13 protein-coding genes are annotated in these 12653 nt (G+C 48.0%); 9 read left to right on the top strand and 4 right to left on the bottom strand.

Translation table 11 applies throughout. The features are described 5' to 3' along the window. Nucleotides 1-79: 79 nt before the first annotated feature. On the bottom strand, nucleotides 80-715 hold the full coding sequence (locus ACIDE9_RS09980; protein WP_411994515.1) for a pyridoxamine 5'-phosphate oxidase family protein: 636 nt from the start codon (nucleotides 713-715) through the stop codon (nucleotides 80-82). A gap of 134 nt (nucleotides 716-849) precedes the next feature. On the opposite strand from ACIDE9_RS09980, the gene ACIDE9_RS09975 reads away from it, so the two are divergent. Then, a complete protein-coding gene (locus ACIDE9_RS09975) occupies nucleotides 850-1737 on the top strand; it encodes a LysR family transcriptional regulator (protein ID WP_411994513.1) in 888 nt (295 codons plus the stop codon). Nucleotides 1738-1847: 110 nt separating this feature from the next. After that, a complete protein-coding gene (locus ACIDE9_RS09970) occupies nucleotides 1848-2222 on the top strand; it encodes a DsrE family protein (RefSeq protein ID WP_411994511.1) in 375 nt (124 codons plus the stop codon). 118 nt (nucleotides 2223-2340) lie between these two features. On the opposite strand, the gene ACIDE9_RS09965 is transcribed toward ACIDE9_RS09970, so the two are convergent. Beyond that, nucleotides 2341-4458 carry a hypothetical protein gene (locus ACIDE9_RS09965; protein ID WP_411994509.1) on the bottom strand — a complete coding sequence of 706 codons (2118 nt, stop codon included), beginning with the start codon at nucleotides 4456-4458 and terminating at the stop codon, nucleotides 2341-2343. A 199-nt stretch (nucleotides 4459-4657) separates the two neighbouring features. Further along, nucleotides 4658-4810: a PEP-CTERM sorting domain-containing protein gene (locus ACIDE9_RS09960; protein WP_411994507.1), complete on the bottom strand. Its 153-nt coding sequence runs from the start codon at nucleotides 4808-4810 to the stop codon at nucleotides 4658-4660. A 140-nt stretch (nucleotides 4811-4950) separates the two neighbouring features. Between ACIDE9_RS09960 and ACIDE9_RS09955 the strand changes: the two genes are divergently transcribed. The 3 genes from ACIDE9_RS09955 to ACIDE9_RS09945 are packed head-to-tail and all read left to right on the top strand — an operon-like array spanning nucleotide 4951 to nucleotide 7128. Further along, the gene (locus tag ACIDE9_RS09955; protein ID WP_411994505.1) at nucleotides 4951-5574 is read left to right on the top strand and encodes a hypothetical protein; all 624 of its coding nucleotides are present in this window, start codon (nucleotides 4951-4953) and stop codon (nucleotides 5572-5574) included. Nucleotides 5575-5629: 55 nt separating this feature from the next. Next, on the top strand, nucleotides 5630-6250 hold the full coding sequence (locus ACIDE9_RS09950) for a LexA family protein (RefSeq protein ID WP_411994503.1): 621 nt from the start codon (nucleotides 5630-5632) through the stop codon (nucleotides 6248-6250). A gap of 2 nt (nucleotides 6251-6252) precedes the next feature. After that, entirely contained in the window at nucleotides 6253-7128 is an 876-nt protein-coding gene (locus ACIDE9_RS09945) for an alpha/beta fold hydrolase (protein ID WP_411994501.1), read from the top strand. Nucleotides 7129-7259: 131 nt separating this feature from the next. Here the strand turns inward: ACIDE9_RS09945 and ACIDE9_RS09940 are convergent, their stop codons facing one another. After that, nucleotides 7260-8273, bottom strand: a complete 1014-nt coding sequence (locus ACIDE9_RS09940) for a helix-turn-helix domain-containing protein (protein WP_194754673.1) — start codon at nucleotides 8271-8273, stop codon at nucleotides 7260-7262. Nucleotides 8274-8800: 527 nt separating this feature from the next. Here ACIDE9_RS09940 and ACIDE9_RS09935 point away from each other — a divergent pair. From ACIDE9_RS09935 to ribBA, 4 genes are all read left to right on the top strand, one after another. Further along, nucleotides 8801-9640: a TorF family putative porin gene (locus ACIDE9_RS09935; RefSeq protein WP_228519982.1), complete on the top strand. Its 840-nt coding sequence runs from the start codon at nucleotides 8801-8803 to the stop codon at nucleotides 9638-9640. Nucleotides 9641-9912: 272 nt separating this feature from the next. After that, a complete protein-coding gene (locus ACIDE9_RS09930; protein WP_019880650.1) occupies nucleotides 9913-10263 on the top strand; it encodes a cupin domain-containing protein in 351 nt (116 codons plus the stop codon). A gap of 353 nt (nucleotides 10264-10616) precedes the next feature. Next, entirely contained in the window at nucleotides 10617-11414 is a 798-nt protein-coding gene (folE2, locus tag ACIDE9_RS09925; RefSeq protein WP_411994498.1) for a GTP cyclohydrolase FolE2, read from the top strand. 10 nt (nucleotides 11415-11424) lie between these two features. Beyond that, the gene (gene ribBA, locus ACIDE9_RS09920) at nucleotides 11425-12609 is read left to right on the top strand and encodes a bifunctional 3,4-dihydroxy-2-butanone-4-phosphate synthase/GTP cyclohydrolase II (protein WP_411994497.1); all 1185 of its coding nucleotides are present in this window, start codon (nucleotides 11425-11427) and stop codon (nucleotides 12607-12609) included. The last annotated feature ends 44 nt before the right edge of the window (nucleotides 12610-12653 follow it).

The following is a 12653-nucleotide window of genomic DNA, read 5'->3' as shown; positions in this document are numbered from 1 at the left end:
CTATTTGAGATTGTTGAATGGCTGCGTTTTCCGCAGCCATTCAATCATGAAGCACAGGCCGATGCAAAACGGACACTTATCACCCCGAGAGTTTCTGCTCTAACTCTTTCAGTCGTGCCTCCAAGGCGGCAATCTTTTGATCACGCGCCTGAATCGCGGGCATGACATCCTCTACTTTTAAAAGCTTGGGGATATGTTTAGGACAATTCGCATCCCAGGCCTTGATCGTAAACACAATCACACGCTCCGCCCTGGCCGGGTAATCCGGCGAAGAGACGCGGGCCGCCAGGTCATGGTCGCCAGTCACAACTTTGGCTTCTCCCCAGATTTTGATGCGTTGCCCATTGGCATAATCCATCAAAAATAGCTGTGCTTTCGGGTTTTCATCCAGATTGCCTGCGGTGATGTATTGCTTGTTACCGGCATAATCCGCAAAGGCCAGTGTTTGTTCGTCGAGCACATGTAAAAAACCACGCGGGCCGCCGCGATGCTGCATATAAGGTTGCCCCTGGGCATTGGCAGTCGCCATATACATGCTGGTTTGCTCAGCAATAAACTCGGCAAGCACAGGCGTCACGCGAGACTCCCAGCCACGTGTGCTCTCGAATTTCGCATAACCTGCTCTTGAGCCATTTTCTTCTTGTCTGGCTTTCACCGCCGGGGTGAACACGATATCGCTGGGTGATACTAAATCTGCAACCAAATGTGTCGTCATGATTTTCTCCTGGCTTTGTTTACGCATGGCCAAATTTTAGTCAATAATGTGAATGAGAGAATCAGGGCTAGCCGCAATACATTATTTCGCCCGGAGAACGTAATGGGAGAAAGACCATCGACCAGTTTCACTTAATGAGGGTGTTTGCGAGTGTTGCCGAAGAGGGTGGGTTTGCGGCTGCTTCACGCAAACTGGATATTTCTCCGGCTGCAGTGACGCGTGCGATTGTGGCGCTGGAAGAACAACTTGGCGCCAGGTTATTACAAAGAACGACGCGTAATGTGCGCTTCACCGATGCGGGCCGCCAGTATTACGACAATGTGCGGGCCATTTTGGCCAGTATTGCAGAGGCCAATGAAGCGGTCGCAGACAGTAACGCCACACCACGCGGTACGCTTTCCATCACCGCGCCGGTGATGTTCGGGCGTCTGTTTGTCATGCCTTGCATGATTGATTACATGCAACGTTATCCGCAGGTAAAAATGATTGCGCATTTAGTCGACCGCGTGACCAATCTGGTCGATGAAGGCATGGATGTGGCCATCCGTATCGGGCACTTGCCTGACTCCGGGTTGCGGGCCATTAAAGTAGGGCAGGTCAGACGCGTGCTATGCGCATCGCCAGCTTATCTCGAAAAATTTGGTACGCCGCAATTGCCCGCTGACCTGGCCAAGCATGCCATTATCGCCTCAAGTGCCGTTTCACCGCATACCGAATGGCGCTTTCAATCCGATGGCGAGCCTTTATTGGTCAGGATGGATCCGCGCCTGACTGTCACCAGCAATGATGCGGCTTTAGCTGCTGCAACAGGTGGGCTAGGCATCGCGCGCCTGCTGTCATATCAAGTATGGAACGAGGTAGATCGTGATGCCTTGCGCCTGATCCTTGAGTCATTTGAAGAAGCGCCATGGCCGGTGCATGTGGTGCACCGGGAAGACAAATTAGGCTCTTCTAAAGTCCGTCGTTTTATAGATGAGATGGTGGAGTATTTACGTCGTCAGCCAACTTTAAATCCCAAATGATATTACGCTCAGCGAAACAATCCATTTCTCGCTGAGTCGTTTTTCCAGTTGCTTTCCACTCCTAAAATTCTGGTGTCAATCACGACATTACCTGATCAAAGGAGAACCACATGAAAGCAGCCATCATTATTTTTTCAGACCCAACACACGGCGGCAAAGAAGCGCTAGGCCGCGCATTTAATGGCCTGGCCGCCGCCTATGACTTCAAGCAGAAAAACATAGAAGTCGCGATTTATTTTCAAGGCACGGGTACGCGTTGGGTCAGCCATGTCACCAAAGTTGGTCATCCGCTATATCAACTTTACGCGGCAGTCTCCGATGTGGTCGTCGGTGTTTCATGCGGATGTGCAGATGTATTTGGTGCGCGTGAGGATGCGGAGCTAAATGGCTTTCATCTGGTCACTGATAACAGTGTTCCTGGCACGTCTGGTTTGCCCAGCATTGCCCATTTATCCAGCAGTGGCTATACCGTGTTCAGTTTTTGATCTGGTACTTCATTGTGGCTAGCCGCTACGGTAGTGTTGCTAGCCACAACGTTGACGAAACTTAATCCATTGCTGTAAGCCCCGTGTAAAGACGCTTTCAATGGGTGTGAGGTGTTATTCAGTTGCCCACAATAAACACGGTGCCGCCGTAAATACCTTGAAATTTGCTAATGGGTTTTCCTGTCCACAGCATGGCTTCGTTATTGAGCGCTGCGTAACCAGCACTATTTTGCTGGTAAGCATACTCCCCGCGTTTAATGACCGTCTTGGTTGCTCCCGCACCAGTGACCTCTGGCAGGTGATGTCCGCTGGCAATGACCGCTACCAAGTTAGCCCCTGGTTCTTTCATTAAATTCCAGCGCACTGGTTCATAAGCACTCAGCATTAATACAATCGGCTGGTCCGATTTTTTGATCATGACATTGACCCCGCTTGACGAGCGATCTTTTGCTTCATAGACGCCGACAGCCTCTACTCTCGCGTTACTCGGAATAGATCCTAACATGCGGGATGTGGTATTGGTGATTGCTTGCTTGCGCAGCTCATTTGCCGCCGCGCTATAGCTTTGTATTGGAGAGTTTTGTATTGGCGCACTTTGTATCAGAGGGCTGGGCATGGGCGCAGGCGCCATGGCAGGAGCCTCTGCTGCCGGTGCTTCTGCCGCAGGTGACATCGCTGGCGACATACGCACGGTATTGGGATAATAGCCTCGTTCTACCTGCCTTCTGATTAATATGTCTTGCGACATGGTTGGGGCGCTGTATGGGTACATAGGACGGGGTGCACGGTTTATGTCTTGCCCCATTTTCAATGCTTCCAGCCTGGCCTTGGATAACCGTTCCTCTTGTTCCAATGCCTGCAATTGTCGTTCAAGTTTGCGTCCGGTAATCATGTCGTCCAGTGACTCAGGCGTGCCCGCTTGTAGCTCGTCACCTACCCAGACCTTTTGGTGAGACCTGCGCATAAATCCAGTCCGTCCGTTTAATTCATAGATAATCCCCTGATTACCCTCTGCCGTTTCAACGGGGGACAGGGTGGCGTCTTTGACATTGAAAATAAACGGTTTGGTGGTGCCGGTATTGGGCTGGCCATAACCATCCACTAAAATAGACTCCTCACTCCATTTTGCATAGTTGTTTCCAATCACTTCATGAGACTCCCATAGCCTTTCTTCCCGGGTTTCCAGGTTAAACAACATGAAATCGCGGCCTGTCACAAAGACAATCGCCTGGCCATTCAGCATAGCCGTTGGCGTGAGTGAGCTGACACTGGCGAATGGCGACTTGATTCTAAACTCTTTGACAACAGAGGCATTGACCCCTTCAGCGGTACGCGTGTTTTCAATGAGTGAAAACTCCTTATAAGAGCCAATCAGCAGTCGAGACGGCGACGCACTTAAGTGTAATGCCCAGGACTGATTTCTCAGGGGAACTGCATAGGGTTTGCTGGTCCCTGTTTTAAAGTCGATCAGCACGACGCCGCCATTGCCGGGGCCACTTTTATTGTCTTGCACCAGGATAGCTTGCATTTCTGGTAGCCAGGCATACAGTTGCCCGACGTCTCTCGCTAACCACAAATCCTGTCCTGTTTCGTTATCAATAAACCGCAGGTCTCTATTGTTAACGGCAATGGCAAGCACTCTGCCGTTAGGCGAAATCGCGTAATTGGTGTGAGAGGCTTCGGGGATAGTGGGTAAACTCGCAATCTTTTTGCCACTTGGAATCTCGACAGAAGTAAACTCACTACGAGTGCCTCGCAGTACGACCACGCCTGCCTGTGAGGCGGATTTTCCCGTGTAAATTTCGGCATTCTCAGTGCCATGAATCACTGTTGGTGGACCGAGTTTTACCAGGGGGCGTAATGGCGGCTGTGCCAGCCGGAGACCGACGATTTTGATCCCAATCAGCGCCAGCAGCTGGTCATCTTGTTCTTTCAGGCAGTCACGGTCGATGGCTTGTTTTTTGATGTCGTTGACAGAGTCAAAGCGGTCGATAGGGGTTGCTTGGGTACAAGTCAGCGCCCTGAGTGTCAGTTTGGATTCATACGCACTTTTGAATGATGCCAGTGATGGGTCATCAGACGGAATCAACGATGTCATGGTTTCGAGCTGAATCCTGACTTCAGGTCTGGGCGGAAAAGCAATATTCACTTTTTCGACGGTACTGAGATGCATGTCGAGCTGCCATCCGATAGCAATACCGATGACGAGCAGCGCTAACCCAATCAGTTTGTTCATATTATTTTTCTTTTTTAAATGTTAAGACATGATAATAACCAATCTGCCAGCAATTGATTGTTTAAATTGACGTGATTTAAGTCGTCGTCAATTTAAATTGGCTGGTACGGTTAATCCACGCTTAATGAGCAGCTTATAAAAGTAAAACGCCCCACATTGAGTGGGGCTTCAGGCGTGGTTTGGTGCGGTAGGCACAGGGTTATTTTCTGCGAATCACAATCCAGCCGATCAAGCCCAAACCTAATAATACCAAGCTGACGCTTTCAGGTTCTGGTACTGCAACCGTGGTCGATGTAGCGTGGGCGCCAAGTGAGGCTACCAGGCCTGTAAGTGGAATCATTTTTTTTAGCATCTATATTATCCCTTCTGTTTTTATGTATGCTTAATCCCGCAAAGGGGCGCGCATCATAGCATTAACGTCACCTTTTCACTAAACCTTTAATTGTTATGCTGTTATTATCGCGACGGGTAAAGGCGAGAGATTAAACACTGATGACTACTAAAACGATGACTTTCCTGCGTTACATTTTTATACTTTCGTCATGGCTATTTGCCACCATTGTGATGGCTGAAGAGTTCAATGCCAAAGAAGCATTCAGGGCGCCTGTGAGTGTGCCTGGGCCTATCATCGCCTATTTGTCGAATGAACTGGGGGGCAATCAGCTAGCTGCCTGTCATGAGATCAAAGCGCTGGATCTATTTGAAGCGCAGTTAGTGAGTTTGAATGCCACAACCAAGGCCTATCTGGTCAAGCCTGCACGCATGTGTCTGTGTGGTGGAGATGAGTGTCCACTCTGGCTGTTTAAAGCAAAAAGTAAAGTGACCAAGCCCATTTGGCATACTAATGGTGCCAGCATGGTAGAAGTGGTGGATAAGAAGCTGAATGGGTATTTAAAGCTTAAAGAGTCTGGCAGTGCCGCTGAACATGGTCATGAGGCCATGTACGGTTGGGACCGTAACAGTTATACAGAAATCTACGCCAATGTGTGGACGTGGGACGCTGAGAAAAACTGTCGTGTGGGCAAAGAAACCACGCAGTTAATGGATGGCACCATGGTGCACCACACCAAAAAATGTATACAGGATGGCGACAAGCCTGCATTAACAACACCGTAGCATGATGTGGTTTTTATTGTAACAATAAAATAATTTTAATGTTACAATAAAAACCATGCAAAACGATGACCCCATAAAATCCGCTAGAAAACCCGGCTCAGGACGCAAGGCTGGCACAGGCACGTATAAAGAAAATACCAGTGTCATCCGCGTGCCAGATAGTCAAAAGCCGGTCATTGCCAGCTTTCTCGAAGCCTATGCCAGAAAGCAAAGGCTGAGCGAGTTAAAAGAGAGTCTGGATAGCGTAGATGAGTTTATAAAGCTATCAGGTGACCTTATCAACCTGAGTTTCCCACTGTTTGAGTCCAAAGTCCCCGCTGGCTTGCCATCACCCGCCGATGACCATATTGGCTCAGCGATGGATCCCAACGAATACCTGATCAACAAGGCCGACAAAACCTTTTTTGTCACCATTCAGGGCGAGTCCATGATTGAAGTGGGCCTGATGCCTGGGGATAAAGCCATTGTAGAAAAAGACAAGGTCGCCGCGGTAGGCGATATTGTGCTCGCCATGATCGATGGCGAATTTACGGTCAAAACCCTGGCCAAACAAAAAGACGGTAAACCCAAACTATTACCCGCCAACTCTTCAGGCAAATACTCGCCCATCCTCATTCAAGGGCAAATGCAGTTTGCCATCTGGGGCGTCGTCACCGGATCTTTCAGAAAGTTTTAATCATGACACGTAAAAACATTATTTCTGCCAACTGGACTGATACGGTGTGCCGCGCAAATGGCATCAACATTCATTATTTAAGAACCGGTGGCAACAAGCCCACCTTGATCGCGCTGCACGGCCTCACTGGCAGTGGCGCCTGCTGGTCGCAGCTGGCACGTGAGCTTGAAGACCACTACGACATCATCATGCCAGATGCACGCGGCCATGGTCAGTCAAGTGCCCCTCTGCATGGATACACCTATCAAGACCACGCCAATGACGTGATCGAACTGATTAGAACGCTAGACATTCAATCGCCTTACCTGCTCGGCCACTCAATGGGCGGCATGACCGCCGCCATGGTTGCCAGCCGCTTAGGCTTTGCGATTGAAGGCATCGTGCTGGCAGACCCGACATTCATCAGCCCTGAGTGGCAGGGCCAATTGGATGAACGTGAGGCAGTGAAACAGCACCGCCAGATCTTGCGCTCCAGTAAATCAGAGTTATTTAAAGAAGCCAAAGCCAAATATCGCTATCGTTCATCTGAGATGCTGGAACATATTGTGCAAGCCAGGTTCCGCACCAATCCGCGTGCTTTCGATGTGCTGATCCCGCCGCACCCGGAGTTTGATGAATTGGTACGCAATATTTACGTCCCTACTTTATTGGTACTGGGCAGCGAAGGCATCGTCTCTGCCGAAACCGCCCGTGAGTTGCATGCACTTAACCCAGACCTGCAATACAAACTCATTCCTGATGTCGGGCATGGGCTGCCATATGATGAGCCTGAACGTTTAGCGGCTGCGATTGATGCGTTCTTAAAGCCGAAATCAATCACGCCACGACATATGGAAACACCAAGCAGATTTTCTGGTCATGCGGCACGCGCGTATTAGGGTTGGATGAGTTGCTGATGGTGCGCCGGAACGGATGAAAGTGAGCAATGGTCATCCCCTAAGTTGACCTCCTTTGATGACAGGATGATCTTCACCGCTAATTCTCGGCGCGTGCTTAACAGTGATGACACTTATTCTTTTGTCCTCACTCGCTGCAGTGTTTCAGTTGGGTACTCTCCAAACAGTTCTTTATAGTACTTTGAGAAAAGGCTCATATGGACGAAGCCCCATCTTGAGGCCGCTTCGCAAATGCTGGCTTTTTCACTGGGGTAAGTGATTAAATCCATGCGTACTTTATGGAGTTTGAGATTCCGCATATAGGTTAATGGTGTAATGCCTAATGCGCGTGCAAATGCTGAGTTCAACGTTCTACGCCGAATGCGCAAATGGTCGCATATCTCGTCAATGCTTAACGGGAAGCCGTCTCTCGATAGGGTGAGATGCCTGACCCGGTTGACGATATATCTTGGAATCTTGTGATCAAAATAGAATGGATGAGCATTTTTGCTCGCCAGCATAAGAGCATGCATAGATGAGGCGAGTAAATCCTCTTCATAGTTTTCCCAGCTTTCATTCCGGTGCGCTTTATTTGAGTCCTCGTAAACAGAGTGAAGCCCGTATGTGAGTGTTTTTAAAAGGCGACCGGAGGCTTCGTTGTGTAGCATTTCTACAGGTTTGATGGTGCTGACGGCCTCTTCAAATCCTGACCATTCAATTTTCTTCGCGAATGCTTGCATCCTGCTGATGGGAATCACCGCTGCAATGATTTCAGAGTTGGCAGAAGTTCTGAAATACAACTCGGTATTTTTCCCTAGTGTGATTAAAGAAAGGGGTTTCACAGGCAGCAGTCCCCAGGTTGAGTCACCCTCAACGATGGTCGGTAACCCGATGACCAGGCAATCTTTAGGCGCGCTGGCAATTTGGTCGACCGCGCGGTTCATCTTCTCGCTAAAAATCTGGATACCGCTGTGATGAATGCTCTTGATGGAGCCTGAAAATCCGCCCTTTCCAAGCTGTGTGTAATCCTGCGACCAAAAGGGTAAAGCTTCTGCTTGCTCAATGACATCGGAAGACTCACGCTTAATCAAATGAAAGTCTGTACTGGCAATGATGTCAGTTCGTTCTAAAAAGTCACAATTCCCCATGTTTTTGCTCCTAATTGACAGCACCCGTCATATGCGTGAGCTTTTGTTCGCTGATTTCTCTCATGAATTCAGCTAGTTAGCTCTTTTTGTTTTTATCAGGACGCTCAGTGTTTTGATATCCGGTGTCTTGATCTATGTAGGAGGGTTAACTTATCTCGAAAAATACACCCCGGCAATACTTCAAAGGTATTAAGACTTAGTGGGAATGGTAAAAACCGGCAGGTGGTAGTAAAAAGTGGCATCACAGTCATCGCGGTAGCTCTAAATGCAACGGCATGCCAGTTCTTTCTATATTTAAAAAAATAACCTCGCTATTGTTGAATTGCATCATTGCACTATTTATTTGCTGATGGCGATCAGGAGTTGTTGAGGATATTCAATAAAAGATGAAGTGAGTACAAGTTCAAAAAATATAAAGTATTCAACGTAGTTCAAATAAGCAATCTTGGCGAATAGCCTCACCTTTTAGGCATCGGTCAGTAATAAGTAATTATTAAAAATATGATATGCGATTTGAAAGGGAGTACATGGAAAAGAGTAAAGGAATCATAGTCTGTAGCTTCTTCCTGGCGTTTGGAGGAAGTTCTGTAGCACTGGCTGAAGAGGCCGTGCAGCGTGATAACGAAGAGCAAAGTGGGGCAAAGAGTTCGCCGCACCACTGGTCGATGACGGCGGGCGCGTATAGCGATTACTTGTTCAGGGGCTTGTCATTCGCAAAACACGGTCAGTTTTATGCGAGCATCGATTATTCGCATGACAGTGGATTTTATGCCGGGTTTGGTTACGGGACTGTGCATAGAGATGCGGTTTACGGCAACACCTATGAAACGGATTATTACGTTGGGTATAGAAAAGCCATTACAGAAGACCTTGCGATTACTGGCGAGATTTTCAATTTTACCTATCCCCAAGGCTATACGTTCACCGGTGAAAATTCCGACGTGGTCGAGATGATTCTAAAGGTCGACTACAAAGGCTTGAATGTGAAGTACTACCAGGCATTGACGGACTGGTTCGGCTATAACACCAACTCTCTTGGTACAACCACCTACCGAGGAAAGCCTGTCGGGCATGGTAGCTCAAGAGGAACAAACTACATTGATGTCAATTACACCGGCAAAGTCCCCACCACGGATACCAACTATAATATTCACATCGGACATCAGGTGGTTGAAAATTACAGCGTTGGCAACTACACGGATATGTCAGTCGGGATTAGTCGCGCATTCGAATTTGCCGGCTCGAAGGGGTGGAATGCCGGTATTAGCTACATCCACTCTATTACCAAAAAAGGCTGGTATGTCGATGCGTCGGGTGACGACCTTGATAAAAGCAGGTTCTATGGCTACATAAAGCATACGTTCTAAGCGCTAACGCAATCTTCATTCATACGATTTTTCCCTGGCCTCCTGCGCTTTTTCTCATCAGCAGGAGGCCTTTTTTCGTCTGGCTGGCTTGGCTCAGGCCATGCCGTCCATCCTTGCTCTCTATTTACGTGCCGGTCAAAGCCATCCTGTTCGATTCAACAGCGCGTGCTTGCTTATGCTTCTTTGAGAGTACCCCTTAGGTGTAATTGTCGGTTCATTTTGAAAGCGATTTAATACAAACACTTTTCAAGTAACCCCAAAGGAGAACTGTAATGAGTAAACCGTTTCAATTTAAAAAACAGGCTATTAAAGATGACCAGCCTTCAATGAATGTGCCGAATGTACCAGCCTTCCTGGGTGATACATTCGTGTCTCAAGATAAAGACAAAACCATCTGTGCTGGTTTCTTCCACCTGCATGCCGGTAATGAATTAAGCTACTCATATGATTATGAAGAAATGAAAATCGTAGTGGCAGGCACTTTCATCATTTCTGATGACACCGGTCAAAAAGTGACTGCAACTGTGGGTGATGTATTGTATTTCCCAGCAGGCAGCAATGTGACTTTCAGCACACCAGATAAAGCCGTTGGTTTCTTCACTGGCCAACGTGCGCCTCTGTAATAACGCTTCAAGTTTCACCTCCTGATCCGCATTCCACGTAATGGCCTATTACGTGGAATGTTTCGTTTTTGCCCTCTCTTTCTATCCTGCCTAATCAATGCTGGCAATCAAGATCTAAGTAATCCTTACGGAGTAATCCTTAATGGCAATTGTCATGCTTGCGCACAAGTTTGAAAATTCAATCTCAAGTTCAGAAACAAGCTGATTTCCCCTCACATCCGAGTTGAACTTGCACTGAGAGGGGAGGCTAATGCCAGTTGGCCTCCCCATTTTTTTGGGGTGTACAGGAATGGATATCAAAGCAATAAAGACCTCGTCACTGACAATCACTTGATTGAGAAAAGAGCATTATCTTGAATTCACCACTGCCATTGCCCATAGAAGATGTTCAAAACCTTGCTGATGGTCGCCAATTGGCCATCAATAAGGTAGGCATTAAGGCGATTCGTCACCCGATCAAGATCAAGGATAAATCTGGTGACACGCAAGGCACGATTGCACTGCTGAATATGTATGTGCAATTGCCGCAGCACCTTAAAGGGACGCACATGTCCAGGTTTGTCGAGATTCTCAATCATCATGAGCACGAAATCTCGCTTGAAAATTTTTACCTGCTGTTACATGAAACAGCGCTCAAGCTTGAAGCGAAGTCCGGCTACATTGAAATGGCGTTTCCCTATTTCGTCAACAAGGCGGCGCCAGTGTCAGGTGTCAAAAGCCTGCTGGACTATGAAGTGACTTTTCTCGGTGAAATTTCGGAAGCCGGGCACGATTTAAAGGTACGCATCGTCATTCCGGTGACCAGCCTGTGTCCATGTTCAAAAAAGATATCTGCCTATGGTGCGCACAATCAACGCTCCCATGTGACGGTGACGGTGTCTTTCAATACATTGATGTGGGTCGAAGATGTCATCCGTTTAGTAGAAATGCAGGCGTCTTCTGAACTGTATGGGTTGTTAAAACGACCTGACGAGAAATATGTGACGGAGTTCGCCTACGACAACCCTAAGTTTGTCGAAGACATGGTGCGGGATATTGCCACGGCCTTTTACAAGGAAGCCCGTATCAAGAGTTTTGTTGTTGAGTGTGAAAACTTTGAGTCTATTCACAATCATTCGGCGTACGCCTGTATTACGAGCCAGGACCTGTAGGAGGGCAATCATGAATATTCCGGTAGAAAGTGCCTTGTTAAACCAGGCTACATCAGTCAAGGCCTCTGTCACTTATAAAAAAACCAGAAAGCTCATTAGTCCCATTACTGAGATTATCGAAGAGATCCGGGCCGGTCGCATGGTTGTCCTGCTGGATGATGAAGATAGGGAAAATGAAGGCGACTTGGTGATGGCGGCTGAGCATGTGACTCCGGCGGCGATTAACTTCATGTCTAAGCATGGGCGTGGTTTGATTTGCTTAACGATTTCACCTGAACGTGGGCGACAACTCAACCTCAGTCCGATGGTGTCCCGTAATGGCACAAAAATGGGCACCAACTTCACGACCTCTATTGAGGCCGCAGCAGGGGTTTCCACGGGTATTTCAGCGGCTGACAGGGCGCACACGATTAAAACCGCTGTACAGGCACATGCAAAACCATTGGATATTGTGAGCCCCGGGCATGTCTTCCCACTCATTGCCGAGAGTGGAGGGGTGTTGGTACGCGCAGGTCATACTGAAGCTGGATGTGACATCGCCAGGCTGGCAAATCTGGACCCCTCTGCCGTGATTTGTGAAATCCTCAAAGATAATGGCGAAATGGCACGTTTACCCGATCTTTTGGAGTTTGCGGCGCAATTTGACCTGAAGGTTGGCACTATCGCAGACTTGATTAGTTACAGAAGCCAAACAGAATGCCTGGTATCGCGTGTCGCCGAGCGGCTCATTGAAACCCCTTATGGACCCTTTCAGCTGATTGCGTATCAAGAGTCATTGGCGAATGAACTGCATTTGGCCTTGGTGAAAGGCACGATGAATAAAGAGAAAAGTATATTAGTCAGAGTGCATGAGCCCTTGTCTGTGCTGGACGTATTGGACGCGAGTAGCAAGCACCATAGCTGGAGCTTGCCTGATGCGATGCGCAAAATCAGTCAGGTCGGCGAAGGGGTGATTGTGATGTTAAGGCGTGAAGAGAAAAATGGAGATGTTATCAATGCAATTCACTCAGCAGCTTATCCATCAAACAACCAGCATACGCTCAAAGATTATGGGATTGGTGCACAAATACTTAGAGATTTGGGAGTTTTGAATATGCGCTTGATGGCTGAACCGCGCAAAATACCAAGCATGTCTGGTTTTGGTTTAAGCGTCACCGATTTCGTGACTAGGGACAGTTGGCAGAAAGCGGTATGATTTGAATTTGTTCATCCGCTAAATTAACCAAAAACGCAGACGGT

The organism is Methylophilus sp. 'Pure River', from assembly GCF_046765995.1.
Taxonomy (GTDB): Bacteria; Pseudomonadota; Gammaproteobacteria; order Burkholderiales; family Methylophilaceae; genus Methylophilus.
The sequence above is the reverse complement of the archived record's forward strand: the minus strand, read 5'-3'. Positions and strand labels throughout refer to the sequence as shown.